We start from the raw sequence: 25193 nt of genomic DNA on the forward strand, positions 1-25193 counted from the left end.
GACTCGATCGAGATCGCGTGGGGCTTGGCCACGCCGATCGCGTAGGCGAGCTCGATCTCGAAGCGGTCCGCGAGGCCCGCCGCGACGACGTTCTGGGCAACCCAGCGGGCGGCATAGGCGGCCGAGCGGTCGACCTTGGACGGGTCCTTCCCGGAGAACGCGCCGCCGCCGTGCGGGCAGGCGCCGCCGTAGGTGTCGACGATGATCTTGCGGCCGGTCAGGCCGCAGTCGCCCTGCGGGCCGCCGATGACGAAACGCCCGGTGGGGTTGATCAGGAAACGCGTTTCCTTGAGCCACTCCTTCGGCAGCACCGGCTTGATGATCTCCTCGATCACCGCCTCAGTGAACTCGGGCTTCATCTTCGTGCCGTCGCTCATCTCGGGCGCGTGCTGGCTCGACAGCACGACCGTGTCGATCGAGTGCGGCTTGCCGTCGACGTAGCGCATCGTCACCTGGCTCTTCGCGTCCGGGCGCAGGAAGGGCAGGCGGCCGTCCTTGCGCAGCTGGGCCTGGCGCTCGACCAGGCGGTGCGCGTAGTAGATCGGCGCGGGCATCAGCTCGGGCGTCTCGTCGCAGGCGTAGCCGAACATCAGGCCCTGGTCGCCGGCGCCGATGTTCAGGTAGTCGTCGCTGGCGCGGTCCACGCCTTGCGCGATGTCGTTCGACTGCTTGTCGTAGGCGACCAGCACGGCGCAACCCTTGTGGTCGATGCCGTATTCGGTGTTGTCATAGCCGATGCGCTTGATCGTGTCGCGCGCGACCTGGATGTAGTCGACGTTGGCCTGGGTGGTGATTTCGCCAGCCAGCACCACCAGGCCGGTGTTGCACAGGGTCTCGGCGGCCACGCGGCTCAGCGGGTCCTGCGCGAAGATCGCGTCGAGGATCGCGTCGGAGATCTGGTCCGCAACCTTGTCGGGATGGCCTTCCGAGACGGACTCGGAGGTGAAGAGATAATCGTTCGCCACGTTCACTTTGCTTTCAGGTTGCTGGTTCGAGACTGGGCCGATTGGCTTGGCGTCGTCCCACTTGGCAACCTGGCAAGGGCGGCGAACGCTTTAGCGGTATTTGGCAGGCCATTCTGAAGGGATTGGCCCGGCGGGTTCGGTCGATAACCATCCGCGTCGCCCCGCAAGTTGTCCTCTTAACTCGGCGACAGGCCGCGATTATAAAAGACGCCGACTTTCAACCATGACGTTGTTTATGCGCTGGCTGTCACGCTGGCCGCTGGCTTGGCTGCACACGCTGGGGGCCGTGCTGGGCTGGGCCACCTGGGCGCTGTCGCCAAGTTACCGCCGCCGCTTGAACGCCAACGCCGCCCTGGCGGGCCTGAGCGTCGCGCAGCGCCGCCAATCGATCGCCGAAGCCGGTCGGCTGGTGGCCGAGGTGCCCTGGCTGTGGTTCATGCCGCCTGGGGAGCGTCTGGGCGACCGGGTCCGCTGGCATGGCGAGGCGTTGATCGTCGATGCGCTGGCCGCGGGCCGCGGCGTGCTGTTGCTGACGCCGCACCTGGGCAGTTTCGAGGTGGCTGCCCGGGCCGCCGCCGAGCGTTTCGCCCGACCGATCACCGTGCTGTACCGACCGGCGCGCAAGGCCGCGCTGCGTGAGATGGAGGAAACCGCCCGCGCCCGACCGAACATGGCCACCGCGCCGGCCTCGCTGGCCGGCGTGCGCCAGTTGCTTCGGGCCTTGAAGCGCGGCGAAATCGTCGGGCTGCTGCCCGACCAGGTGCCGCCGCTGGGCCAGGGCGTCTGGGCGCCTTTTTTCGGCAAGCCGGCGTACACGATGACCTTGGCCGCCCGGCTGGCGCAGCAGACCGGCGCCGCCGTCGGCCTGGCCTGGTGCGAGCGGCTGCCACGTGGCGAGGGCTATTCGATCCACTTGTCACCGCTGGACCAGCGCTTGCCCGCCGATCAGGCCGATGATGTCGGCGCGGCGAGCGTGATCAATGCCTCAATGGAGCGGGCCATCCGCGCACTGCCCACCCAGTATTTGTGGGGGTACAACCGCTACAAATCCCCCCGCAAGCTCAAGCCCGGTGAGGGTGGCTGACAAAACAACGGAGTACCAACGATGGAATGGTGGGGGCGCATCGGCGCGCGGGTGCTGCTCGGCTTGCTGTGGCTGGTCCACTGGCTGCCGCTGGGCGCGCAGGCGGCGCTGGGCCGTGGGTTGGGGGCGCTGCTGCACACGTTCGCACGGCGACGGCGACGGATCGCGCTGCGCAACCTGGCGCTGTGCTTTCCGGACTGGCCGCCGGAAAAGCGCGCGGCGGTGGCGCGCGAGCATTTTGGTTGGCTGGGCCGCAGCCTGATCGAGCGCGGCCTGATCTGGTACGCGCCGGCCCGGCGTCTCAAGCGTCTGATCCGCGTCGAAGGCCAGGTCGACTTTGCCGAGAAGCACGCCGGCCCGGTGATGTGGCTGGTGCCGCACTTCATGGCGCTGGACGTCGCCGGCATGGCGACCCAGCTGTTCCAGGGCCGCCGCGTCGCGTCGATCTACCAGCGCCAGAGCAACCCGGTGTTCGATGCCCGCATGCGCGACGGCCGGCTGCGCTTCGGCAACGCCGAAATCTTCTCGCGCCACGAAAAGGCGCTGCCGCTGGTGCGTGCAATCAAACGGGGGGCCGTGTTCTTCAACCTGCCGGACATGGATTTCGGCCGCAAGGAAGCGGCCTTCGTGCCGTTCTTCGGCGTCCCCGCGGCGACGCTGCTGGCGCCGGCGCGCATGAGCGCAGGCCTCGGCCTGACGGTGCAGCCAGTGATCGCCGAGATGCTGCCGGGTGGGCAGGGTTACCGCGTGAGGTTCCTGCCGCCGTGGACCAACTTCCCCGGCAAGGAGGACGAGGTCGCCGCGACCCGCCGCATCAACGCGTTCATCGAGAGCGAAATTCAGCGCCTGCCGGCGCAGTACCTGTGGGTGCACCGCCGATTCAAGACCCGCCCGCCGGGTGAGGCCAAGCTCTATTGAAGTGCCCCCCGCCGGCCACCGACCCGCTCACGCGGCGGGTACGGTGCCTGGCTGGTCCGCCGGCGCCGCACCGAGCGCGGTGTCGATGACGCGCAGCGCGTCGACGATGTTCACCGGCTTGGTCAGGTAGCCGGTCGCGCCGGCCTCGAAGGCCGCCTCTTGTTGCCGGCGGGTGGCATCGGCCGAGACGACGATCGCCGGGATGTCGCGCAGTCCGGGCTGGCGGCGCAGCCAGCGCAACAGCTCCAGGCCGTTGCCGTCGGGCAGGTGCATGTCCACCAGCGCCAGCTGAGGGCGCATCTGCTCGATCAACGCCTGGCCATGCCGGATCGATTCGCACAGGTGCAGGCGGCAGGCCGGCCTCAGCGCGAACAGGTCGCGCATCAAGGCGGCATTCATCGCGTTGTCTTCGACGTACACGACGTCGCCGAGGGTTCCGGGCGGCGGCGGTACCGCGACCCTTTCGGGAGCGGGGCTGTCGGCGACGTGGCTGTCGACGGTCGGCAGCAGCACGCTGAAGCAGCTTCCCTCGCCGGGCCGGCTTTGCACCTCGATGCGCCCGCCCATCAGGTCGATCAGGCGCTTGCTGATCACGAGGCCGATGCCGGTTCCGGCGATGCCCGACGACTCCAGCCCGAGGCGGTCGAACGGCGTGAACAGCCGTTGCCGCTGCGCTTCGTCCATGCCGCGGCCGGTGTCGAGCACATGCACCCCGGCGAACCCGTCGTCGGGGTTGGCCAGCACCAGGCGCACGTCGCCACCCGGGCGGTTGTACTTGATCGCGTTGCTCAGCAGGTTCAGCAGCACCTGGGTCAGCCGCGTCGGATCGGCCAGCACCATCTGCGTCTGGCCGTCGGGCGGCGCCTGCAGCCGCACCTGCAGCTGGTCGGCCTGCGGGCTGACCAGCCGCAGCGCCTGGGCAATCACGCCTTGCAAATCCACCGCGCTGGCGGACAGCGTGACCTGGCCGGACTCGATGCGCGACAGGTCCAGCACGTCGTCGATCAGCTTGAGCAAATGCCAGCCGGCGGTCTCGATGCGCAGCACGCGCTCGCGCTGCGCTGGCGCCAGCGCGTCGGCGCCCTGCATGCTCATCAACTGGGCAAAGCCGAGGATCGCGTTCAGCGGCGTGCGCAGCTCGTGGCTGACGCGGGAGAGGAATTCCGACTTGGTCCGGCTGGCCGCTTCGGCGCGCTCGCGCGCCAGCTCGAGCTCTGCCGCGCGTTGGCGCTGGGTCTGGTCGGCAGCAATGTACAGAAACCCGGTCAGCGCGCCCTGGGCGTTGCGCACCGCCGTCACGGCCAGCGACACCAGCAGGCGCGAGCCATCGCGCCGCAGGTAGGTCCAATCGCGCACCTCGTAGCCGCTCAGCCGGGCCATCGCCACGAACACCTCGTCACCGACCACCTCGCGACCGAGCTGGGCACGCAGTTCGACCGCGCGGGCTTGTACCTCCTGCGGATCGTGAAACCGCGCAAGTGCCGCGTGGCCGAGCACGGCCTCGGCCGGCCAACCGAGCATCTTGGCGGCGCCGCGGTTGAACAAACGCAGCACGCCGTGGGTGTCGGTGGCGATGAAGGCCACCTCGGTGGCGGCATCCAGCACTGCCTGCAGGTCACGTCGGGCGTCGCTGGCGCGTTGCTCCTGCTCCTGCAGCCGGTCGAGCAGCCCACGCAGTCGCTCCCACAGCGCGTGCGCTTCTTCGCTGCCGAAGTCCAGGTCGGTGTCAGGGGATTGGCCATCGACGATCGCCTGCGCGGCACCGGCCAGCCGTCGGTACCGTTCGGCCACCCGGCGCGCCAGGCGCAGCGCTGCCAGCACGGCCAGCACCAGCGCCACGGCGATCGAGAAACCGGCGACCACGCCGATGCGCCACAGCGGCGCCAGCAAGCGCGAGCGAGGCTGTGCCACCAGCACGGTCCAACCGGCCGGACGGGCCAGCGCCGCGTCCGCCAGCCAGCGTTCGCCGTTCAGCTCGATGTGTCCCCGCGTCGGCCCCTTGCTCTCCAGCGCGGTGCGCACCAACGGCAGGTCGCGCAGGTTCTCCTGCCAGTTCGCCAGGTGGGGGTCGGGGTGCACGATCACGTGGCCCTTGGCGTCGAGCACGATGACAGCGAGGTCTTGCTGGCCGGCGAACTGCCGCAGTTCCTGCGCCAAGCCCGCCAGTGACATGTCCGCCACCAGCATGCCCTGGCCCGCCGGCACGGCCAGCGCGGCGGTGACCCGGCCGCTGAATGGAGACAAGAAGGTGTCGGACCACACCGGCCCCTCGCGCTCGCGGGCCAGCGCGTAGAAAGGTCGGGCGGAAAAGTCGAGGCCCCGGACATCGGCCGCGTGCACACCGGTGCTGGGGCGCAGTCCGGCGGCCTGGGTGATGCCTTGCGCGTCGGTCAGGTAGACGGCCTCGAAGGCCGGTGTCGCTTCAAGCGTGTCCTGCAGCACCTGGTGCTGCAAAGGGGCGGGCGTGGTCGGCGCCTTCAGCAACTGCGCCGACAGCTGCAGCGTTCGCTGCGGCACGGTCAAGACCGCTTCGAGCTGGCCCCGGATTGCCGTCGACATGCGCTCGTTGTCGCGCTCGATCTCGCGCAGGGCCGCGGGCACGGCCAGCGCACCCCACAACAGCGCGGCTGCCAGCAACGGCAGTGCGGCCACCAATGCGAACTGCCACGCGAAGACGCTGTGCAGCGCCACCCGCTTCTGCTTCTTCATGAGCGCAGCGGGACGAAACGGCCGGCCCTGACCTCCGTCACATGCAGCGGGCGTTGGGTGTCGCCGTTGGCGTCCAGCACGATGTCGCTGTACAGGCCGCGCCAGCGCTGCTGCGGCTCGGACAGCGTTTGGCGCAGGTCGTGCCCCTGTGCCTGCCGAGCCCTCGCCGCAGCGCCCACCATCACCGCCTCGTACGACTGCACGGCCGGGGTGCCCGGGTCGTCGCCGAAACGCTCGCGGTAGCGCTGGCGAAAGGCGACGTAGGTTGGCGCAGTGCCGTCCAGGTCGAGCGCCTGCAGCGCCAGGCAGCCTTCCACGGCGTGCCCACCCAGTTGCAGCAAACGCGTGTTGGCCGCCCACGGCGTGACGGCCAGCCCGATCGCCGGCTCCAGGCGGCGCAGTTGTTGAGACGCCAGGGCCGAATCACCGACCCCGGCCACCAGCAGCACCGCCTGGGGCTTGTCGGCCATCAACAAGCCGGCCAGTGCGGTGAAGTCGTTGTTGGTCCCGTCGTACCCGAGCTCGGTGGTCACCGTGGCACCCGCCTTCTGCAGGCGTTCGGTGAACGAGCGGGCGAAGCTTTCGGAATAGGCCCGGTTGCGCCGGTCCATCAGCACCGCGACACGACGCTGGCCGCGCGAAAGCATCAAGTCTGCCAATTGGCGCGCGCCGATGGCGGCGCCCGAGGCGACGCGAAAGAAGTGGTCCGCCTTGCCGCTGAGCTCGTCGCTGGTGGCCGTCGGGCTGATCAGCACCAGCTTCTCCTGCTCGGCCAGCGGCAGCACGGCGACCGCCACCGAGCTGGTCATCGGGCCGACCACGAACGCCACCTGCTGCGCCGCCAACGAGCGCAGGGCCGCGCGGGCCTTGTCGTCGTCTTGTTGATCGTCCTCGACCCGCAGCTCGTAGCGCGCGCCGCCCTGGCCGTTCAAGGTCTCGACCGCCAGCAGGGCGCCGTTGCGCCCGTTCACCCCGAGTTCGGCCACGCTGCCGGACAAGCCGCCGATGAAGCCGATGCGAACGGGCTCGGGCGCGCGCCGGCAGGCGGCCAGCCCGAGCGCTGCCAAGCCAAGGAGCAAAAGGTGTCGACGGTGGAGGACGGGCTTCATCTTGTCCGCCGCGCGACTGCTGCGGGGCGCGTCGATGCAACCTTACGCCAATTCAACGGGCCTTGCGATGCAAAAGCGCCAACATGAGGGGCATCCGGCACGTCTGAACCGGCCCGCCCGGAGGGCGGAGCCTGTGGTCTCGAGCGAAGCGGGAAGGCGCCACCGGACCCGGCAGTACATAGCCGCCGGGCCGGCCGCGATGACAGCGTATGAGGGCAGTGTGCGCCCCGCCGGCCCGGCCGGACACTGTCAGCTCTGACAGGGTACAGATGCGCCGGATTGCGCGACGATCAGAAACTCACGCATTTTCCAGTGGCGGCCCGCTGCGCCCGGCATGCGCCGATTGTGGGCGCACGGCGGGCGCGGGAGGAGGGGGCGTCCCAACGCCGATAATCCCCTTCATGCGTGTTCGCTTCACCAAGATGCACGGCGCGGGCAACGACTTCGTCGTGCTCGACGCCACCCGTGTGCCGCTGACGCTGAGTACGTCCCAGCTGCGCCTGCTGGGCGACCGGCGCTTCGGAGTCGGCGCCGACCAGATCCTCGTCGTCGAGCCTGCCACGCAGGCGGGCGTGGATTTCCGCTACCGCATTTTCAATGGCACCTCGGGCGCCGAAGTCGAACACTGCGGCAACGGCTCGCGCTGCTTCGTGCGCTATGTGCGCGAGCACGGGCTGACCGACCGCGACACCATCCGCGTCGAAACGATGAACAACCTGCTCGAGCTGCGCCAGCAGCCCGACGGCCGCGTCACGGTCGACATGAACAAGCCGGTGTTCGAGCCGAGCCGCGTGCCGTTCGACACCGCCGGGCTGCAGGCGCACGAGCAGAACGCCTTCGCGCTGTGGCCGCTGGACCTGCCGGACGACCGGCGCGCCCGTCGCCCCGGCACGCGCGAGGTCGAAGTCGCCGTGCTGTCGATGGGCAACCCCCACGCCGTGCTGCGGGTCGACAACGTCGCCGAGGCGCCGGTGGCTGAGCTGGGCCCGATGATCGAAGCCCACCCGCGCTTTCCGCGCAAGGTCAATGTCGGTTTCATGCAGGTGCAAAGCCGCGCGCAGATCGCGCTGCGGGTCTTCGAGCGCGACGCTGGCGAGACGCTGGCCTGCGGCACTGGCGCTTGCGCGGCGGTGGTCGCCGGCATCCGGCTCGGCTGGCTGGATGCGCAGGTCGACGTCGACATGCGTGGCGGCCGGTTGACGGTGCAGTGGGATGGCGGCGATGCTCCGGTGCTGATGACCGGCCCGGCCGAAACGGTTTTTGAAGGGGAGATCGAGCTGTGAGCACGAAGGGCCGCCCCAAGGGCGAACTCCCCCTCGGGGGGACGGCGCGCAGCGCCAAGGAGGCAACATGAACACCGGTGTACAAGGGATCACCGAAGAAGACATTGCCGCCTACCTGGCCAACACGCCGGGCTTCTTCGAGCGGCAGGCCGAGTTGCTGGCGACGATTCAGCTGGCCAGCCCGCACGGTGGCCGCGCCGTCTCGCTGCAGGAGCGGCAGATGGAGATGCTGCGCGAGCGCATCAAGGGCCTCGAGCGCCGCATCATCGAGATGATCCGCGCTGGCCACGACAACGAGGCGCTGGTCAACAAGATGCACCGCTGGACGCGTGCGGTCATGTTGGCACGCAGCACCATCATGCTCGGCCAGGTGCTGATCGAAGAGCTGAAGCACGAGTTCATGATCCCGATGGTCGCGCTGCGGCTGTGGGGCGTGGCGCCTTCTCACACCGGCCTGCCGTGGGCGCAGCCGGTCAGCGATGACCTGAAGACCTTCGCCGCCAGCCTGGCGGCGCCCTATTGCGGCCTGAACAGCGGCTTCGAGGCGGCGCACTGGCTGGCCGCCGACGGCACGCCGGCCCAGTCGATTGCGCTGATTCCGCTGCGCCTGGGCGCTGCCAGCGGCGAATGCTTCGGCCTGCTGGTGCTGGGCTCGCCCGATGCATTGCGCTTCCAGAGCGACATGGGCACCGAGTTCCTGCAGCAGGTCGGTGAACTGGCCAGCGCCGCGATGGCGCGCGCCCTGGCGGATTGATGGGCTGATGGACCTCCACGCCCCGTTCCGGGGGCTGCCTTGCAGGCCGCGCCGCGCAGCAGGCCCGGCCCCTCGGCAGGCACGACCAGTCCGCGGGACGGGTCATGTCCGGCCGCGGCCCCCCGAGGGGGCTCGCGCAGCGGACCGGCAAAGCCGGATCCGCGTACGCCCGTTGAAGTCGATGGCTCCTTCGGAGCATCGCGGCTCCGAATGTCGACGCAGCAGCCACCGATCGAGCGTTACCTGACGCATCTGCAGGCTGAGCGGCGCGTCGCGGCGCGCACGTTGACGCTGTACACCGATGCACTGACGCGGTTGGCTGCCGGCGCGGCCGAACTGCACATCGAGCTGAATGCACTGCAATCGCACCACGTGCGCATGCTGCTGGCGCGTGCCCACACGGGCGGCCTGTCGCCGCGCAGCCTGGCGCTGCAGCTGTCGGCCTGGCGCGGCTTCTACCGCTGGTGGGGTCTGCAGGGGGGCGTCAAGCTGAACCCGGTCGAGGGGGTGAGGGCGCCCAAGGCGGCCAAGCCGCTGCCGAAGGCCCTGCCGGTCGACCAGGCGGTGGCATTGGCCAACCAATCGCCCGAACACACCGACCCGGCGCTCGCAGCGCGCGACCATGCGATCGTCGAGCTGCTGTACGGCAGCGGCCTGCGGGTCGGCGAGTTGGTGGCGCTGGACTGCCAGGCCGGTGACGCTGCGGCGGGCTGGGTCGACCTGGCCGATGGCAGCGCGCAGGTCCGCGGCAAGGGGTCGAAATGGCGCAGCGTGCCGGTCGGCAGCGCTGCACGCGACGCGCTGCAGGCTTGGCTGGCGGTGAGGCCGGGGGTCGCGTCAGCCGGCGAGGCGGCGCTGTTCGTCAGCCAGCGTGGCACACGGCTGTCGACGAGCCAGGTCCGCACCCGGTTGAAGACGCTGGCCTTGCAAGCCGGCTTGCCGACTTCCGTCCATCCGCACATGCTGCGCCACAGTTTCGCCTCGCACCTGCTGCAGTCCAGCGGTGACCTGCGCGCGGTGCAGGAGCTGCTGGGCCATGCCAACATCAGCACGACCCAGGTCTACACGAAGCTGGACTTTCAGCACCTTGCGAAGGTCTACGACGCTGCTCATCCACGTGCCAAGCGGCGATGACGCTGGACTTTGTCTTCGGCCGGCGCTTCGCGCCTTCACGTCGCTGCGCGACATGAGCCTGCGACGCAACGTGCGCCGGGGCGCACGTTGTCAGCACTTGGCCAAGGTGTACGACGCCGCGCACCCCCGTGCGAAGCGTCGATAGCACCTGCCCAGGCAACAGGCCTTACTGCTGCTTGTCACTGACGGTGTGGATCAGCGTGATGCGGCTGCCGTCGCCGTCGGGCGAGACGTTGACGGTGGCCGCTTCATTGGACTTCGGGTCGCTGATTGCCAGCGACATGCCGTTGTCTTCCGCAGCCGAGTCGATGACGGTCCTGCCCTCGCCGGCGGTGGACTTCAGCTTGTCGCGATACCACGCCGAGACGGTCTTGGCCGCATCGCTGGTCACCAGCTCGATCGACACCATCTCGCCGCCGCCGTTCTTGATGCGGGTACCGCTGTTTTCGGCCGGCGTGGCGCCCGGGTAGAACGGAATCTTGACGTCGGCTTCGCTCAGCTTGGCCGAGCCCATCTCCATCTTGAAGGCCTTGCCGTGTTCGTCGGTGCCCTCGGCCGTCATGCCGCCCTGGGACAGGTCGACCTTGGTGTTGCCGCCGTTCTGGTTGATCTGCGACTCCATGTATTTCTCGGTCGCCTTTTCGGTCGCCATTTCGGTGACCTTGCCGCAGCCGGCCAGGCCGGCGAGCGCAGCGGCCAGCGCCAAGGTGGTGAGGGAACGGGGCATTTGAACGCTCGACATCGCGGGGCTCCTCCTGGGTGTGTCGTAGGCGAAGATTGTGACGGTGCTCAACGCATGACCACGGCCGGTGGTGGACTCGAAACTAGGGGCCATGCGGGCGGCAATCACCGCGCTGACAATCGCGCCTTCGCATTTCTGCCCGAGGACGCGATGCAACTTGCCGCCACTTCCTGGTTCCTGGCCCGCCACTTGATCGGCAGCGCGCTGTGCTGCGCGCTGGCCTGGCTCTTTCTGTGGACAGGGCCGGTGGCCGCGGCCGAAGCGGCCCCCTCCGTGGCCCCGGCCGCCAGTGTCGCCGCGCCCCGCTTTCCGGTGCGTGCTGCCGACGATGCGTGGCGTGCCGCGTTGCCGCGTGAGCCTGAAGCCGCGACGCGCGCCTACCTGGACCGGCTGTCGCCCGAAGCCCGCGCCCGGTCGGACGCCTACTTCGAAGGCGGGTACTGGCTGATCCTCTGGAACACGCTGCTCGGCCTGGCCGTGGCCGCGCTGCTGCTGTGGACGCGGCCGTCGACGGCGGTGCGCGACTGGGCCCGTCGGGTGGCCCGCTGGCGCTGGCTGGCCGATGCGGTGTACGGCGGCTTCTACGCCGTGGCCACCTGGGTGCTCACGCTGCCGCTGACGGTCTACGAAGGCTTCATGCGCGAACACGCCTACGGCATGGCGACGCAAGGGTTTGCCGCGTGGTTCGGCGAGCGCCTGGTTCAGTTGGGCGTCGTGACGCTGATCCTCGGCCTGTCGGTCTCGCTGCTGTATGCGTTGCTGCGCCGCACCGGCGACCGGTGGTGGATGTGGGCGAGCGTGGTGACGGTGTCGCTGTCGGCGCTGGGGGCCTTGGTGGCGCCGGTCTGGATCGACCCGCTGGTCAATACCTACAAGCCGGTCGAAGACGGCCCGATCAAGCGGGCGGTGCTGGCGATGGCGCATGCCAACGGCGTGCCGGCCGACAACGTCTACGAATTCGACGCGTCGCGCCAGACCACCCGGGTCAGCGCGAATGTCTCGGGGCTGGGGGACACGGCGGCGATTCGGCTGAACGACAACCTGCTGCGCCGTGCGAGCGACAGCGAGATCCGTGCCGTGATGGGCCATGAAATCGGCCACTACGCGATGCACCACATCACGAAGTCGCTGGTGATGTTCGGCGTGTTGTTCCTGGCGGGCTTCGCATTTGCTGCCTGGGCCATGCGCCGGCTGCTGTCCCGTTTTGGTGCACGCTGGCGCCTGCCCAGCGGGCCCGAAGGCGTGGCCGACGTCGGCTCGCTGCCGTTGCTGGTGGGCGCCATCGGCGTCTTCATGTTCGTGGCCACGCCGATCACCAACACCATCACACGGACGATGGAGGCCGAAGCTGACATGTGGTCACTCAATTTGGCGCGCGAACCACTGGGCTTGTCTGAAGCGATGCTCAAACTGGCCGAATACAGAAAGACCGAGCCGGGGCCGCTCGAGGAGTTCGTCTTCTTCGATCACCCCAGCGCGCGCAGCCGCATCCTGATGGCCATGCGCTGGCGCGAGCAACGGCTGCCATGACAGCGAGGCTCGGGCACCCTCTGAACACCGGGGCCGCGCCTGCCGCCGCCGATGGGCCGCCGGCGCAGTTCAGCCCCTTCCCTTTCCCCACCACCTATACCGAGCACACCCCATGCCCATGAGTTTGACGACGTCTTCTTCGCGTACTCCCGCGGTTCGCGCTCTTCGCGTTGCCTTGATGCTCGTCGCCGCCAGTGCCGCGGCCACCGTCCAGGCCCAATGGAGCCAGGACGGCTACGACGCCGGCAAGAGCTACGCCAACACGGCCGAATCGACTCTGACGCGACAGAACGCCGGCCAGCTGACCCAGAAATGGCAAGCCATGATCGGCCAGTTCTACGCCAGCTCGGCAATCCAGGCCGATGGCCGGCTGTTCGTCTGTTCCAACCTGTACGGTGTCTCGGCCCAGGCGCCGGACACCGGGGACATGCTGTGGAGCCAACCGGACGCCGGTGTCGGTGACTGCGGCAACCCGGCGTTGGCCGGCAGCACCGCCTACCTGGTCAGCTCGTCGTTCAACACGCCGTACCGCAATGTGCTGACCGCCGTCGACCAGCCGTCGGGCAAGGTGCTGTGGACGGCCGACTTGCCGGCGGGCTCGGCCTACCTGAACCTCGGCTTCGGCCCGGCGGTGCAGGGCGACCGGCTGTACGTCAACACCGGCCGTACCGCGGTGATGGCGGTCGACACCGCCGACGGCCGCCTCGTCTGGCAGGCCAGCACCGGCGGCGGCGTGGTGTTGAACAATGATGTGGCCGTCGCCAACGGCCGTGTTTTCACGACCACCTGGCACGAGTGCTGCGACGCCAACCCGCGCCAACTGTTCGCCTTCGACGCGGCGACCGGCGCGGCGCTGTGGGCCAGCGATGTCGACACCAGCAACATGCAGTACCCGGCGCTGGCGCAGGACCGGCGGGTGATCGTCGGCAGCGACAGCGGCGTCGTGCGCGCCTTCGCTGCCGCGAGCGGCAAGCTGCTGTGGAGCCGCACGCTGTCCGGCTACATCTCGTCCCCGCTCGTCGGCAAGGGCCATACGGTGTACGCCGCCAGCGGCAACCGCCAGGTCCAGGCCATGGACGCACGCACCGGCGACGTGCTGTGGACGCGCACGCTGTCGGGCACCCACCAGGTCGCCTCCAACCTGGCGTGGGCCAACGGCGCGCTGTACATGACGACGCAGGACTTCAACACCGCCAAGCAGCTGCTGGTGCTGAGTGCCCGCACCGGCAAGGTAACGGCCGCTGTGCCGCTGTCGATCCGCGGCAGTTTCACCAAACTGACCGTCATCGACGGCCGGGTGTACCTGAGCAGCGAGGGCCAGGTGACCGCGTTCGGCCTCTGACGCCAAACCCCCGGCAAGCCCCACGGCGGCCGGCAGGCGCGGGTTCCCCCCCCGGGCCTTCCGGCCGCTGCGCGTTTCATCCCCCGATCCTGCAGCCTGTCGCATGGCCGGCGACAGGGCACCGGGCCTCACCTACAGTGTTCTACATCAGTAACACACCCAGGTGCCCCTGGCACCCGGGACCGAGCCAGAAAGGGGAAGGCTATGCCAACCTGGGATGACCGCCAGCCGATCTACCGGCAACTTGCCGACCGCCTGGCCGGTGCGCTGCTCGACGGTGACCCACCCGAGGGCGAGCCGATGCCGTCGGTGCGGGCGCTGGCGGCGCAGTACATGCTGAACCCGTTGACGGTCGGCCGGGCCTTGCAGGCGCTGACCGACGATGGGCTGCTCGACAACCGGCGCGGGCTCGGCCTTTTCGTGCGAGCCGGCGCCCGCGACAAGCTGCGCTCGCTGGAACGCCAACGGTTCCTCGAACAAGAGTGGCCCCAGCTGCGCACCAAGCTGCGGCGCCTGGGCTTGCACATGGACGAATTGCAGTGGGAACAAGCCTGAGGGAGACGACGATGAACGACACCAACAACACCTTGATCCGGGCCGAGAACCTGTCCTTGCATTACGGCAAGAAGCTGGCGCTGGACCGTCTGAACTTCAGCATCGCCAAGGGCCGCGTCATCGGCCTGCTCGGCCACAACGGCGCCGGCAAGACATCGCTGATGAAGGCGATGGTCGGCCTGCATGCCCATGAAGGGCAGCTCGACGTGCTGGGTTTCGAGCCGCAGCGCGACCGCGTCAAGCTGCTGCGGGAGGTGACCTACATCCCCGACGTGGCGATCCTGCCGCGCTGGGCCCGGGTCGAACAGCTGATCGAGCTGATGAGCGGGCTGCACCCGAAGTTCTCGGCCGATCGTGCCCGCACGCTGCTCAAGCGCACCAGCGTCAAGCCGAGCGACAAGGTCAAGGCCCTGTCCAAGGGGATGGTGGTGCAGACGCACCTGGCGCTGATCGCCGCGGTCGATGCGAAGCTGATGATCCTGGACGAGCCGACGCTCGGCCTCGACGTGCTCAGCCGCAAGGCCTTCTACGAGATGCTGATCGACGAGTGGTGCGACGGTGAGCGCAGCGTGCTGATCTCGACCCACCAGGTCGAGGAGATCGAGGGCCTGCTGTCCGACGTGATGATGCTCAACGAGGGCAAGCTGGTGCTCAACATCCCGCTCGACCAGATCGACGAGCGCTTCGTCGCGCTGAAGCACGATCCGCAGGCGGCCGAGGCGATTGCCGCGGCGCACCCGATCCTGCGCTACCGCCAGCAGGGCGAGTCGGCCGCGCTGTTCGACGGCGCACCACCGGCCCATGTGGCCTCGCTCGGCCAGCGCATGCGGCCCAGCCTGGTCGACCTGTTTGTCGCGCTGACCCGCGCGCCCGAAATCAACCCGCAACGCTGAAGCGCACGAGGAGACGCACGATGCAAACCTTCAAGACCCTGTTGTTGCGCGAGTGGATGCAGCATCGCTTCGGCTGGCTGCTGCTGGGCAGCATTCCGCTGGCGATCATGGTGCCGCTGCTGACCATCGGGACTGTCGAGATGGGTGACAAGGCGCCTACGCCGCTGATGGTGGCGTTGACCTTCGCCGCCGGCTACACCTTCTTCCTGATGGTGCTGATCGGCGGCTCGGTCGCGATCCAGGCGCCCGGCCTGGCGCGGCGCGACCGGCAGGACCGTTCGATCGAGTTCTGGCTGTCGCTGCCGAACAGTCACTCGGGCAGCATCGGCGCGACGCTGCTGATGAACCTGTGGCTGCTGCCGCTGATGGCGCTCGGCCTGGCGATCGCCGGCGGTGTGGTCAGCGCCTTGATCGCGGTGCTGCGGGTGCACGGCCTGGACGGCTTGACCGAGATGCCCTGGGGCACGCTGTTGCCGATGTGGCTGATGAGTGCCGGCCGGACCGCGCTGGGCATGGTGCTGGGCACGCTGTGGCTGGGGCCATTCGTGATCGGCGCGATGGCGGCCTCGGCCTGGCTGAAGCGTTGGGGCGTCGCCGCGATGGTGGCGGTGCTGGGCCTGGGCGGCGTGATCCTGGCCAAGGTCTACCACCAGACCTGGCTGATCGACGTGCTCAGCGACCAGTTCGAGCACGCCGGCTGGGCCTTCATGCCGACGCTGCAGGGCGCCCACGACTTCGACAACGACCTCGGCCCGCTCGACAGCGTCGCCAGTTTCGGCCACTGGATGCTGCAAGACACCGGCCTGGCCATCGGCGATCTCTTCACGCCGCGCTTTGCCGCCACGCTGCTCGTGATCGCCGGTTGCTTCGGCCTGATGGTCCTGCGCCGAGCTCGCGGATAGTCCCCCGGGGCGCGCTGAGCGCCGCCCCCATCAAGTGGCGTGCGCGGATCCGGCTCTGCCGGTCCGCTGCGCGAGCCCCCTCGGGGGGCAGCCCGCCGGAGCGGGCGTGGGGGCTAACAGTTCCCGCCGAAACGCCGATCGGATTGCTTGCGGAATTCGGTCGGCGTCATGCCTTTGATCTCCAGGAAGCGCCGGTTGAAGTTGGCCACGTTGTTGAAGCCGACTTCGTAGCAGATGTGGGTGACCAGCCGGTCCGAATCCATCAGCAGCTGGCAGGCCCGCTGCACGCGCACGCGGTTGACGAAGTCGGTGAAGGTGTTGCCGGTGGCGCGGCGGAAGAAGCGCGAGAAGCGGCTCTCGCTCATGTCCAGGCTGGCGGCGATCTCCGAGGCGGCCAGGGGCTGCGCCACGTCGGCCATGATGCGCTGGACCACCGCGTTGATCTGGTCGAGCTGCTGGTCATCGTCGGCGCTTTGCATCTGAACGCTCGACAACATCCGGTAGTCGGTGCATCGCGCCATCTCGGCCAGCAAGGTGACGAAGGCGGCGAACCGCTTCAGGCCGCGATTGCCCTTCATCGCATGCCACTGGCGCTGGGCCACGTCACCCAAGCCGAAGAACTCGATGCCGTGACGCGCACGCTCCAGCATCGGCAGCACCTCGCCCAGCTCGGGCAGGTGCTCGGCCGCGCTGGCGATCGGCCCGTGGGGGAACTGGATCACCAGGTCGCGCAGCGCGACGCCACCCTCGGGCACGTCGGTCGAGACCCAGTTGTGCGGCAGGCGCGGCCCGGCCAGCACCAAGTGACCGGGTTCGAACGGCCCGATCCAGTCGCCGACGAAGGCCTTGCCGGAGGTCGCGACGATCAGGTGCAGCTCATACTCGTCGTGGTGGTGCCAGCGCGCCAGCGGCGTCGGGAAGCCGTGCGCCAGGCAGCGGATCAGGCCCACGTCTTCCGGCGCCTCGTAGCCCAGCGCCGGGCTGCGCGTGAAGTCGCGCTCGAACTCGGGCTGGCGCTGGCGGGGCAGGTGGCGTGACGACATGGTCAGGATGGTGGCACGGCCGGGCGTCGAGATGAAGCGCAGAACGCTCAGCTCATGACTGCGCCGCCGTCGACGTTCAGCGTCTGGGCCGTGATGTACGCCGCGTCGTGGCTGGCCAGGAAGACCGCGGCACCGGCGATGTCGTCCGGCCGGCCCATGCGCCCCAGCGGTACCGCCTCGCCGACGCGGCGCTTCTTCTCGCCCAGCGGCAGGTTTTCGTAGCGGGCGAACAGCGCGTCCACGTGCTGCCACATCGGCGTGTCGACCACCCCCGGGGCGATCGCGTTGACGCGGATGCAGTGCGGCGCCATCGCCAGCGCGGCGCTCTGGGTGTAGCTGATCACCGCCGCCTTGGTCGCGCAGTAGTGCGACACCAGCGCTTCGCCGCGCCGGCCGGCCTGCGAGCTGAGGTTGATCACGCTGCCCGGCCGCCCGGCCTGCACCATGCGCGCGAGCACCTTCTGCATCACGAAGAACATCGCCTTGACGTTGACCGCGAACAGCCGGTCGAACATCGCCTCGTCGCTCGCCAGCAGAGGCGCCATGTCGAAGATCGCGGCGTTGTTGAACAGCGTGTCGATCGGCCCATGCTGGGCTTCGGCCAGCGCGATCAGCGCGTCGACCTGCATCGGTTGCGTCACGTCGGCGCTGCAGTAGTGCAACCGGCCGGCGTGCGCGGCGCTGGCCTCGCGAAACGCCGATGAAGGCTCGGCCGGCAGATCGGCCACCGTGCAGCGGGCGCCTTCGCGTGCAAAGGCCGCGGCCACCGCCAGCCCGATGCCGCCACCGGCGCCGGTCAGCAGTGCGTGTTGACCATCCAGACGTCCGCTCATGCCGCCGCCCTCACGAAAGTGGCAACGCGTTCGCTCGCGTCGCGCAGCGCGGCCACGAGCCGCTGGTCACCGGCCTGGGCGCCCCACAGCGCCGCCTGGCTGGCCAGCGCCACGATGGGGTCGCTGGCATCACAGATGGCCTTGGCCACGAGAGGGTTCATTGCTTGGTCCTGGTAGGGGTGGTCCAGCGCGCCGTGCCGCCAGCGCTGCAGGAAGGCGAGGAACAGCGCCGGCAGCATCGCGACGCTGTCGATCGACTCGTTGCGCACCAGCCGCTCGCGGATCGTCGGCGCGATGAAGCCCGGGATCTTCGAGAAGCCATCCATCGCGACGCGCTGGTTGGTGTCCTGGATGGCCGGGTTGGCGAAGCGGTCCAGCACCACGTCGCGGTAGGCCGCGAGGTCGAGCGGGCTGGGCCGATCAGGCGTATCGAGCACCGGGATCACGTCGTCGGTGACGTAGTCGAAGGCCATCTGGCGGATGGCCGGGTCCTGCGTGCCCTCGTGGATGAAGTCGTAGCCGCGCAGCGTGCCGGCCCAGGCGATGCAGCTGTGCGTCGCATTCAGCAGGCGGATCTTCGCCTCTTCATACGGCGCCACCGAGTCGACCATCTCGACGCCGACCTGCTCCCACACGGGGCGACCGGCGGCGAAGCGGTCTTCAATCACCCACTGGATGAAACTTTCGCTCATCAGCGCGGCCGGGTCATCGATGCCGGTGGCCGCGCGCACCCGCTCGCGCACCGCTGGTGTCGGCCGCGGCGTGATCCGGTCGACCATCGCGTTCGGGCTGGTGGTGTTCGACTCCACCCAGGCCAGCAAGGCCGGATCGCTGAGGCGTTCGATGAATTGCAGCAGGCCGCCGCGCGAGCGGTCACCGTTGTGGCGCAGGTTGTCGCAGTTCAGCAGCGTCACCGGGCCGCTGCCGCGGCGCATCCGCTCACGCAGCATCGCGGTCAGGGCGCCGTAGATCGTGGCGCCAGGGCGCTGCTCTTTCGCAGCGTCCAGGTCGGCGGCCAGATCGGCAAAGCCGAGGTCGAGCTGGTTCTTCGCGTCGAGGTAGTAGCCGGCCTCGGTGACGGTGAACGAGATGATCCGTGTGGCCGGATCGGCCGCCGCGTCGATCAGCGCGGCGAGCGACGGCTCGTACGCGTACACCCGACGGATCGAGGTGATGCGTTCGTAGCGGGTCTCACCGGCCGGGGACACGGTTTCCAGCGTGAAGGCACCGCCCTGCGCCCGCAGCGCGTCGATCAGCTCGGGCACGTCGTTGCGCAGGTTGCCGCCGGACAGGACCCACGAGGTGTCGCCGCGCTGGTGCAATGCGTTCAGATAGACGGCCTGATGGGCACGGTGGAACGAGCCCAGGCCCAGGTGCAGCATCACGAAAGGCACCTCGCTCATGCGGCCTCCGCGGTGCTGGCCGGCACGCCGCTGCGCGTCACGCGGCCTTGTGCGTCGAACAGGTGCGCGGCATCGGCATCGATCGCGACCCCGACGATGTGGCCCGCTTGCAGGTGCGTGCGCGTGCTTTGCCGTGCAACGAGTTGCGCACCCCCATCGGTGCTCATGTAGACCAGCGTTTCGGCGCCGAGCGCTTCGACCAGCTCGACCTTGCCGCTGAACTGGCCCTGGCCCACTGGCGTCAAGGTCAGGTTCTCGGGTCGCAGGCCGACGTAGCCACCGGCGGGCACCGGCAAGCCGCAGACGTCTTCCAACTGCGGCACCTGGGCGGCCGCTACGACGTTCATCTGCGGCGTGCCGATGAACTGCGCGACGAACTGGTTCGCCGGCTTGTCGTACAGCTCTAGCGGCGTGCCGACCTGTTCGATCACGCCGTCGCGCAGCACGACCACACGGTCGGCCAGCGTCATGGCTTCGACCTGATCGTGCGTCACGTAGATCGTCGTGGCGCCCAACTCGCGGTGCAATCGGGCGATCTCGACGCGCGTCTGGCCGCGCAGCGCCGCGTCGAGGTTCGACAGCGGCTCGTCGAACAGGAAGACCTTCGGTGAGCGAACGATCGCGCGACCGATCGCGACGCGCTGGCGCTGGCCGCCCGACAGCTCTTTCGGCGTGCGCAGCAGGTAGGGCGTCAGGTTCAGGATCTTCGCCGCGCGCTCGACCTTCTCGCGGATCACTGCGGGGTCCACCTTGGCGAGCTTCAGCGCAAAACTCATGTTCTCGTACACGCTCATGTGCGGGTACAGCGCGTAGCTCTGGAACACCATCGCCAGGTCGCGCTTGGAGGACGGCGCGTCGGTGATGTCGCGGCCGTCCAGCACCAGCGAGCCGTCGGTGATCGTCTCCAGGCCGGCGATCAGCCGCAGCAGCGTCGACTTGCCGCAGCCCGAGGGCCCGACGAAGACGATGAACTCGCCTCGGTGGATCGCCAGATCGATGCCGCGGATGGTGTGCACCGCTCCGAAGTGCTTGTGGATGCCTTTGAGTTCGAGGTAGGCCATGGCCAGGTCCCTTCTTGACTTACTTGACGGCGCCTACTTGACCGCGCCAAACGTCAGCCCTTGCACCAGTTGCTTCTGGCTGAACCAGCCGAAGACGACGATCGGGGCGATCGCGAGAAGCGAGGCGGCCGACAACTTGGCCCAGAACAGGCCCTCGGGGCTGGAGTACGAAGCGATCAGCGTGGCCAGCGTGCCGGCCTTGGCCGAGCTCAGGTTGAGCGACCAGAAAGCCTCGTTCCAGGACAGCACCAGGCACAGCAGCCCGGTTGAGGCGAGCCCGCCCATGCCCAGCGGCAGCAGCACGAGGCGCGCCTCTTGCCACAGTGTCGCGCCGTCCATCCGCGCGGCTTCGAGGATCTCCGGCGGGATGTCCTTGAAGTGCGAATACAGCATCCAGACCATGATCGGCAGGTTGCTGAGCGTGAAGACGATGATCAGCGCGAGCTGGGTGTCCAGCAGGGCAGACTTCTGCGCCAGCACGTAGATCGGCACCAGCGCGCCGACGGCCGGCATCATCTTGGTCGACAGCATCCACATCAGGATGTCGCGCGTGCGCTTGCTGCGAAAGAAGGCCATCGAATACGCCGCGGGGGCGGCCAGCAGCAGGCCCAGCAGCGTCGACACCACGCTGGTGATGATCGAGTTCTTCGCGTAAAGCAGGTAGTCGCTTCGGACCTGCACCTCGCGGAAGTTCTCCAATGTCGGCGTGAAGACGAACTGCGGCGGCACGTGGATCGCCTGCATCTCGGTCTTGAACGCGGTCAGCGCCAGCCAGCCGAGCGGAAAGAACAGCAGCAGCGTGACGGCCCAGGCCGCGATGGTGCGAACGATCAAGGCGTAGGGGAATGGGGTGGGGCGCGCCATGGCGGTCAGTCGAGGTGTCAATCGAGGTTTCGGCCGATCAGGCGAATCAGGAACACCGCGGCGATGTTGGCCAGCACGACGGCGAACAGCGCACCGGCCGAGGCCACGCCGGCATCGAAGTTCAGCAGCGCCTGCTTGAAGATCAGGAAGGCGACGTTGGTGCTCGCGTCACCCGGGCCGCCGCCGGTGGTGGTGAAAATCTCGGCGAAGACCGAGAGCAGGAAGATCATCTCGATCATCACGACGACAGCCATCGAGCGCGCCAGGTGCGGCAGCACCATGTAGCGCAGCTGCTGCAGGTAGGTGGCGCCGTCCATGCGCGCGGCTTCGAGCTGCTCGCGGTTCAGCGACTGCAGCGCGGTCATCAGGATCAGCGTTGCGAAGGGCAGCCACTGCCAGGCGATCATGATGATCACCGCGCCCAGCGGGAAGTCGGTCAACCAGTCGATGGGCGTCGCGCCGAAGAACTGCCAGACCTGCGCCAGCACACCGTAGATCGGGTTCATCATCATGTGCTTCCACAGCAGCGCGTTGACCGTGGGCATCACGAAGAAGGGCGAGATCAGCAGCAGCCGCACGATGCCGCGGCCGGGGAAGGGCGCATCGATCAGCAGCGCGAGGCCGGTGCCCAGGCCGACGGTGATCACGATCACGCTGCCCAGCAGCAGCAAGGTGTTGCCCACCGCGGCGCCGAACGACGGGTCGGTGACGAAGTACTCGAAGTTCTCCAGCCCGATGAAGCCGGTTGCCTCCGGCTGCATCAGGTTGTAGCGGATGACGCTGAAGTACAGCGTCATCGCGAGCGGCACGATCATCCACAGGAACAGCGTGGCGACCGCGGGTGCCATCAAGGCGCGGGGCAGGAATCTGTTCATGATGTGGCTAGGTTGGTGATGCTGTTGGAGCGGGCCGCGGGTGCCGGGTGACCGGCTCCGTTCATGTCCCCCGGCAACGGCCATTGGCCGCTGCCTCCTCCTTTACTTCACTGCGCCGGTCACCCGACACCCGCGGCATATCACGGTGTCTGCCACGCGTTGAAGGGGCTCGACCGTGGCTGATCAGGGGAATGGGGTGTTCCGTGCAGCGAAGTATTAGGAGGAGCCCTCAGCCAAAGGCTGAGGGCGGGGGACATGAGCGGAACGGAACGCGCCGTTCCCCTGATCTCGCTCCCAATGGGCAACTTACTTGTAATACCCCGCCTTGCGCATCTCGCGGTCGGCTGCCGTCTGCGAGGCCTTCAACGCCTCGTCGACAGTCGACTTGCCTGCGAGCGCCGCACTCATCTGCTGGCCCACCGCAATGCCGATGGCCTGGAACTCGGGGATGGCGGCGAACTGCACGCCGACATATGGGCTCTTGGGCAGCGTCGCGTCGTTCGGGTTCGCCGACAGCATCGCCTTCTGCTCGGCGGCACCGAACTTGGCGGCGGCGCGGAACTCACGCGTCAGGTAGGTCGACTTGCGGGTGCCGGTGGGTACGCTGGCCCAGCCTGCTTCCTTGGCGACGAGCTTGATGTAGTCCTTCGACGTGGCCCAGTTGATGAACTTCTGCGCCGCGTCCGGGTTCTTCGACGCGGCGGGGATCGCCAGCGCCCAGGCCCACAACCAGTTCGCGCCCTTGTCGGTCACGGCCGACGGGGCCTGCACGAAGTCGACCTTGTCGGCGACCTTGCTCTGCTTCGGGTCGCTGATGAACGAGGCGGCGATCGTCGCATCGATCCACATCGCGCACTTGCCTTCGTTGTACAGCGCGAGGATCTCGTTGAAGCTGTTGGCCGACGATCCGGGCGGGCCGTACTTCTTCAGCAGGTCCACGTACAGCGTGATCGCGTCTTTCCACGGCTTGGTTTCGAGCTGCGGCTTCCAGCCCATGTCGAACCACTGGCCGCCGTGGGCATTGACCATCGTCGTGATGAAGGCCATGTTGTCGCCCCAGCCGGGCTTGCCGCGCAGGCAGATGCCGTACACGCCGTTGGCCGGGTCGTTCATCTTCGCGGCCGCGTCGCGCACTTGCTCCCAGGTCGGCCGCTCGGCGAACTTGATGCCCGCCTTCTGCGCCAGGTCGCTGCGGTACATCAGCATCGAGCTCTCGCCGTAGAACGGCGCCGCGTAGAGCTTGCCGCCCGTCGACAGGCCGTTGCGGATCGCCGGCAGGATGTCGTCGATGTCGTAGTTGGCGTCGGGCTTCAGCTCGGCGAGCCAGCCCTTCTTGCCCCAGATCGGCGTCTCGTACATGCCGATCGTCATCACGTCGAACTGACCGCCCTTGGTCGCGATGTCGGTCGTCACGCGCTGGCGCAGCGTGCCTTCTTCCAGCGTCACCCACTTCAGCTTGATGTCGGGGTTGGCCTGCTCGAAGTGTTTGCCGAGCTTTTGCATCTCGATCATGTGGCCGTTGTTGACGGTGGCGATCACCAGTTCGGTGGCGGCTTGCGCGCTGAAGCCGGCCAGGCCCAAGACGGCGGCCGCGCTGACGGCCCAGGTGGTGGTGAACTTCATCAGTTGTCTCCTGAGGGGCTGAGGGGGCGGTGAGGCGGCGGCGGGTGGGTTCCCAACTCGTCCACTGGCGGGTTGCATCTTCCGGCGACAGCGTGTCGCCTGCCGATACCCCAGCCACGAACACCTGTACCGAGTTGCACCGATTTGTCGTGGTTTTCCCGAATCTGATGGAATTCTGTACATGTTGGTGCCGGGTGCGCCCGGCCGCGCCGGGCGGCCGATGCGCCGCGCGACAATCCCGCCCATGAAAGTCATTCGCCTGCGTGAAGGCAAAGAACGCTCGCTGCTGCGCCGTCACCCCTGGGTCTTCGCCGGCAGCATCGCCAAGGGCCAGGCCGATGCCGGCGAGACCGTGCGCGTCGAAAGCGACGACGGAAAGTTCCTCGCCTGGGCCGCCTTCAGCCCCAGCTCGCAGATCCGCGTGCGGGCCTGGACCTTCGACGAAAGCGAACGTGTCGACCACGCCTTCTTCAAGCGCCGCATCGGTGCGGCCGTGGCCTTGCGTCGACGCATGGCCGTCGAGAGCGACGGTGTCCGCCTGATCCACGGCGAGGCCGACGGCCTGCCCGGCCTGGTTGTCGACCGCTACGGCGACCTGCTCTCGGCGCAGTTCCTGTCTGCCGGCACCGAGCGCTTCAAAAGCACCATTGCGGACGTATTGCTGCAAGCCACCGGCTGCACGCGCCTGTACGAACGTTCGGACTCGGGCGTGCGTGCGCTCGAAGGGCTGGAGCCGGTCACTGGCTGGCTGCGTGGCGAGGGCAACACCGAGGTCACGATCCGCGAGCACGGCTGGCAGCTGACGCTGGACGTGCAAGAAGGCCACAAGACCGGCTTCTACCTCGATCAGCGCGACAACCGTGCCCGCCTGGCCGACTGGGTCCGCCGATTCGGCTGCAAGCGGGTGCTGAACTGCTACAGCTACACCGGCGGCTTCAGCGTCGCGGCGCTGGCCGGTGGTGCCGAGCAGGTGGTCAGCGTCGATTCGTCGGCGCCGGCGTTGGCCCGAGCCACTGCCCACGTCGCGCTGAATGGCCACGACCCGGCGCGCCACCAGGCGCTCGATGCGGACGTCAACGGCTACCTGCGCGAGGCACTGAAAAGCGGCGAGCGCTTCGACGCGATCGTGCTGGACCCGCCCAAGTTCGCGCCCACCGCGGCCCACGCTGAACGCGCGGCCCGCGCCTACAAGGACATCAACCGCCTTGGCCTGAAGCTGCTGGCGCCTGGTGGCCTGCTGTTGACTTTCAGTTGCTCGGGCGGCATCGGCGCCGAGCTGTTCCACAAGATCGTCGCTGGCGCGGCGATGGATGCGCAGGTCGATGGCGCGATCCTGGCGCGCCTCGAAGGCGCGCCGGACCACCCCACCACGCTGATGTTCCCCGAGGGCGAGTACCTGAAGGGGCTGGCGGTGCTCAAACAGTAGCTCGCCTCGCCTCGCCTGGTGGCCCAGGCGCGATCGTTGCTCGCAAGGTGTGCCGACAGGCCGGGGGCTTGACCCACCCGCGCCCGGTACCGCAAAGTGGCGCCACGTGACACCAGCGCCTCGCCCTTGACGCAGGCGCGCAGGG

The 25193-nt window shown here is 68.4% G+C and carries 22 protein-coding genes; 11 read left to right on the forward strand and 11 right to left on the reverse strand.

The features are described 5' to 3' along the window. The coding region (metK, locus tag VFY73_RS02535) for a methionine adenosyltransferase (protein ID WP_329716339.1) at nucleotides 1-965 on the reverse strand (965 nt) is incomplete at its 3' end. Nucleotides 966-1188: 223 nt separating this feature from the next. Between metK and VFY73_RS02540 the strand changes: the two genes are divergently transcribed. Together VFY73_RS02540 and VFY73_RS02545 are read left to right on the forward strand one after the other, a co-directional pair. After that, complete coding sequence (locus tag VFY73_RS02540) at nucleotides 1189-2049, forward strand: lysophospholipid acyltransferase family protein (protein WP_329716340.1); 861 nt, start codon at nucleotides 1189-1191, stop codon at nucleotides 2047-2049. Nucleotides 2050-2070: 21 nt separating this feature from the next. After that, a complete protein-coding gene (locus VFY73_RS02545; RefSeq protein WP_329716341.1) occupies nucleotides 2071-2967 on the forward strand; it encodes a lipid A biosynthesis acyltransferase in 897 nt (298 codons plus the stop codon). Between the two features lie 27 nt (nucleotides 2968-2994). Here the strand turns inward: VFY73_RS02545 and VFY73_RS02550 are convergent, their stop codons facing one another. Next, the gene (locus VFY73_RS02550) at nucleotides 2995-5676 is read right to left on the reverse strand and encodes a hybrid sensor histidine kinase/response regulator (RefSeq protein WP_329716342.1); all 2682 of its coding nucleotides are present in this window, start codon (nucleotides 5674-5676) and stop codon (nucleotides 2995-2997) included. Beyond that, entirely contained in the window at nucleotides 5673-6785 is a 1113-nt protein-coding gene (locus VFY73_RS02555) for an ABC transporter substrate-binding protein (protein WP_329716343.1), read from the reverse strand. The genes VFY73_RS02550 and VFY73_RS02555 overlap by 4 nt, the downstream gene beginning before the upstream one ends. 401 nt (nucleotides 6786-7186) lie before the next feature. On the opposite strand from VFY73_RS02555, the gene dapF reads away from it, so the two are divergent. From dapF to xerC, 3 genes are all read left to right on the forward strand, one after another. After that, nucleotides 7187-8068, forward strand: coding sequence for a diaminopimelate epimerase (dapF, locus tag VFY73_RS02560; protein WP_329716344.1), 882 nt, complete (start codon nucleotides 7187-7189; stop codon nucleotides 8066-8068). 67 nt (nucleotides 8069-8135) lie between these two features. Further along, on the forward strand, nucleotides 8136-8822 hold the full coding sequence (locus VFY73_RS02565) for a DUF484 family protein (RefSeq protein ID WP_329716345.1): 687 nt from the start codon (nucleotides 8136-8138) through the stop codon (nucleotides 8820-8822). A gap of 210 nt (nucleotides 8823-9032) precedes the next feature. Next, nucleotides 9033-9956, forward strand: a complete 924-nt coding sequence (gene xerC / locus VFY73_RS02570; RefSeq protein ID WP_329716346.1) for a tyrosine recombinase XerC — start codon at nucleotides 9033-9035, stop codon at nucleotides 9954-9956. Nucleotides 9957-10122: 166 nt separating this feature from the next. Here the strand turns inward: xerC and VFY73_RS02575 are convergent, their stop codons facing one another. Continuing rightward, nucleotides 10123-10698 carry a hypothetical protein gene (locus tag VFY73_RS02575; protein ID WP_329716347.1) on the reverse strand — a complete coding sequence of 192 codons (576 nt, stop codon included), beginning with the start codon at nucleotides 10696-10698 and terminating at the stop codon, nucleotides 10123-10125. 150 nt (nucleotides 10699-10848) lie between these two features. On the opposite strand from VFY73_RS02575, the gene VFY73_RS02580 reads away from it, so the two are divergent. The 5 genes from VFY73_RS02580 to VFY73_RS02600 all read left to right on the forward strand — a co-directional run bounded on the left by VFY73_RS02580 (nucleotide 10849) and on the right by VFY73_RS02600 (nucleotide 15920). Beyond that, the gene (locus VFY73_RS02580; protein WP_329716348.1) at nucleotides 10849-12228 is read left to right on the forward strand and encodes a M48 family metallopeptidase; all 1380 of its coding nucleotides are present in this window, start codon (nucleotides 10849-10851) and stop codon (nucleotides 12226-12228) included. A 178-nt stretch (nucleotides 12229-12406) separates the two neighbouring features. Beyond that, nucleotides 12407-13570 (forward strand): PQQ-binding-like beta-propeller repeat protein, encoded by a 1164-nt coding sequence (locus VFY73_RS02585; protein WP_329716349.1) that lies wholly within the window; start codon nucleotides 12407-12409, stop codon nucleotides 13568-13570. A 204-nt stretch (nucleotides 13571-13774) separates the two neighbouring features. Further along, nucleotides 13775-14125 (forward strand): GntR family transcriptional regulator, encoded by a 351-nt coding sequence (locus VFY73_RS02590; RefSeq protein WP_329716350.1) that lies wholly within the window; start codon nucleotides 13775-13777, stop codon nucleotides 14123-14125. 11 nt (nucleotides 14126-14136) lie between these two features. Continuing rightward, on the forward strand, nucleotides 14137-15018 hold the full coding sequence (locus VFY73_RS02595; RefSeq protein ID WP_329716351.1) for an ABC transporter ATP-binding protein: 882 nt from the start codon (nucleotides 14137-14139) through the stop codon (nucleotides 15016-15018). A 20-nt stretch (nucleotides 15019-15038) separates the two neighbouring features. Beyond that, a complete protein-coding gene (locus VFY73_RS02600) occupies nucleotides 15039-15920 on the forward strand; it encodes a hypothetical protein (protein ID WP_329716352.1) in 882 nt (293 codons plus the stop codon). A 113-nt stretch (nucleotides 15921-16033) separates the two neighbouring features. Here VFY73_RS02600 and VFY73_RS02605 read toward each other — a convergent pair whose 3' ends face one another. The 7 genes from VFY73_RS02605 to VFY73_RS02635 all read right to left on the reverse strand — a co-directional run bounded on the left by VFY73_RS02605 (nucleotide 16034) and on the right by VFY73_RS02635 (nucleotide 23622). Continuing rightward, nucleotides 16034-16963: an AraC family transcriptional regulator gene (locus VFY73_RS02605; RefSeq protein WP_414654377.1), complete on the reverse strand. Its 930-nt coding sequence runs from the start codon at nucleotides 16961-16963 to the stop codon at nucleotides 16034-16036. 47 nt (nucleotides 16964-17010) lie between these two features. Beyond that, the gene (locus VFY73_RS02610; RefSeq protein ID WP_329716353.1) at nucleotides 17011-17796 is read right to left on the reverse strand and encodes an L-iditol 2-dehydrogenase; all 786 of its coding nucleotides are present in this window, start codon (nucleotides 17794-17796) and stop codon (nucleotides 17011-17013) included. Beyond that, on the reverse strand, nucleotides 17793-19199 hold the full coding sequence (dalD, locus tag VFY73_RS02615; RefSeq protein WP_329716354.1) for a D-arabinitol 4-dehydrogenase: 1407 nt from the start codon (nucleotides 19197-19199) through the stop codon (nucleotides 17793-17795). The genes VFY73_RS02610 and dalD overlap by 4 nt, the downstream gene beginning before the upstream one ends. After that, entirely contained in the window at nucleotides 19196-20260 is a 1065-nt protein-coding gene (locus VFY73_RS02620) for an ABC transporter ATP-binding protein (protein WP_329716355.1), read from the reverse strand. Before VFY73_RS02620 ends, dalD begins: the two co-directional genes overlap by 4 nt. Before the next feature lie 33 nt (nucleotides 20261-20293). Further along, complete coding sequence (locus VFY73_RS02625) at nucleotides 20294-21124, reverse strand: carbohydrate ABC transporter permease (RefSeq protein ID WP_329716356.1); 831 nt, start codon at nucleotides 21122-21124, stop codon at nucleotides 20294-20296. Between the two features lie 17 nt (nucleotides 21125-21141). Further along, on the reverse strand, nucleotides 21142-21999 hold the full coding sequence (locus tag VFY73_RS02630) for a sugar ABC transporter permease (RefSeq protein ID WP_329716357.1): 858 nt from the start codon (nucleotides 21997-21999) through the stop codon (nucleotides 21142-21144). A gap of 306 nt (nucleotides 22000-22305) precedes the next feature. Further along, nucleotides 22306-23622, reverse strand: a complete 1317-nt coding sequence (locus tag VFY73_RS02635) for a sugar ABC transporter substrate-binding protein (protein ID WP_329716358.1) — start codon at nucleotides 23620-23622, stop codon at nucleotides 22306-22308. Nucleotides 23623-23866: 244 nt separating this feature from the next. On the opposite strand from VFY73_RS02635, the gene VFY73_RS02640 reads away from it, so the two are divergent. Further along, nucleotides 23867-25048 (forward strand): class I SAM-dependent rRNA methyltransferase, encoded by a 1182-nt coding sequence (locus VFY73_RS02640; protein ID WP_329716359.1) that lies wholly within the window; start codon nucleotides 23867-23869, stop codon nucleotides 25046-25048. Nucleotides 25049-25193: the final 145 nt, after the last annotated feature.

This window comes from Ideonella sp. (assembly GCF_036277275.1).
Classification (GTDB): Bacteria; Pseudomonadota; Gammaproteobacteria; order Burkholderiales; family Burkholderiaceae_C; genus Ideonella.

Bases quoted from the DNA above. Each gene is read 5' to 3' on its own strand.
- VFY73_RS02540 (WP_329716340.1), top strand. From the start codon at position 1,189: ATGACGTTGTTTATGCGCTGGCTGTCACGCTGGCCGCTGGCTTGGCTG.
- VFY73_RS02545 (WP_329716341.1), top strand. From the start codon at position 2,071: ATGGAATGGTGGGGGCGCATCGGCGCGCGGGTGCTGCTCGGCTTGCTG.
- VFY73_RS02550 (WP_329716342.1), bottom strand. From the start codon at position 5,676: ATGAAGAAGCAGAAGCGGGTGGCGCTGCACAGCGTCTTCGCGTGGCAG.
- VFY73_RS02555 (WP_329716343.1), bottom strand. From the start codon at position 6,785: ATGAAGCCCGTCCTCCACCGTCGACACCTTTTGCTCCTTGGCTTGGCA.
- dapF (WP_329716344.1), top strand. From the start codon at position 7,187: ATGCGTGTTCGCTTCACCAAGATGCACGGCGCGGGCAACGACTTCGTC.
- VFY73_RS02565 (WP_329716345.1), top strand. From the start codon at position 8,136: ATGAACACCGGTGTACAAGGGATCACCGAAGAAGACATTGCCGCCTAC.
- xerC (WP_329716346.1), top strand. From the start codon at position 9,033: ATGTCGACGCAGCAGCCACCGATCGAGCGTTACCTGACGCATCTGCAG.
- VFY73_RS02575 (WP_329716347.1), bottom strand. From the start codon at position 10,698: ATGTCGAGCGTTCAAATGCCCCGTTCCCTCACCACCTTGGCGCTGGCC.
- VFY73_RS02580 (WP_329716348.1), top strand. From the start codon at position 10,849: ATGCAACTTGCCGCCACTTCCTGGTTCCTGGCCCGCCACTTGATCGGC.
- VFY73_RS02585 (WP_329716349.1), top strand. From the start codon at position 12,407: ATGCTCGTCGCCGCCAGTGCCGCGGCCACCGTCCAGGCCCAATGGAGC.
- VFY73_RS02590 (WP_329716350.1), top strand. From the start codon at position 13,775: ATGCCAACCTGGGATGACCGCCAGCCGATCTACCGGCAACTTGCCGAC.
- VFY73_RS02595 (WP_329716351.1), top strand. From the start codon at position 14,137: ATGAACGACACCAACAACACCTTGATCCGGGCCGAGAACCTGTCCTTG.
- VFY73_RS02600 (WP_329716352.1), top strand. From the start codon at position 15,039: ATGCAAACCTTCAAGACCCTGTTGTTGCGCGAGTGGATGCAGCATCGC.
- VFY73_RS02605 (WP_414654377.1), bottom strand. From the start codon at position 16,963: ATGTCGTCACGCCACCTGCCCCGCCAGCGCCAGCCCGAGTTCGAGCGC.
- VFY73_RS02610 (WP_329716353.1), bottom strand. From the start codon at position 17,796: ATGAGCGGACGTCTGGATGGTCAACACGCACTGCTGACCGGCGCCGGT.
- dalD (WP_329716354.1), bottom strand. From the start codon at position 19,199: ATGAGCGAGGTGCCTTTCGTGATGCTGCACCTGGGCCTGGGCTCGTTC.
- VFY73_RS02620 (WP_329716355.1), bottom strand. From the start codon at position 20,260: ATGGCCTACCTCGAACTCAAAGGCATCCACAAGCACTTCGGAGCGGTG.
- VFY73_RS02625 (WP_329716356.1), bottom strand. From the start codon at position 21,124: ATGGCGCGCCCCACCCCATTCCCCTACGCCTTGATCGTTCGCACCATC.
- VFY73_RS02630 (WP_329716357.1), bottom strand. From the start codon at position 21,999: ATGAACAGATTCCTGCCCCGCGCCTTGATGGCACCCGCGGTCGCCACG.
- VFY73_RS02635 (WP_329716358.1), bottom strand. From the start codon at position 23,622: ATGAAGTTCACCACCACCTGGGCCGTCAGCGCGGCCGCCGTCTTGGGC.
- VFY73_RS02640 (WP_329716359.1), top strand. From the start codon at position 23,867: ATGAAAGTCATTCGCCTGCGTGAAGGCAAAGAACGCTCGCTGCTGCGC.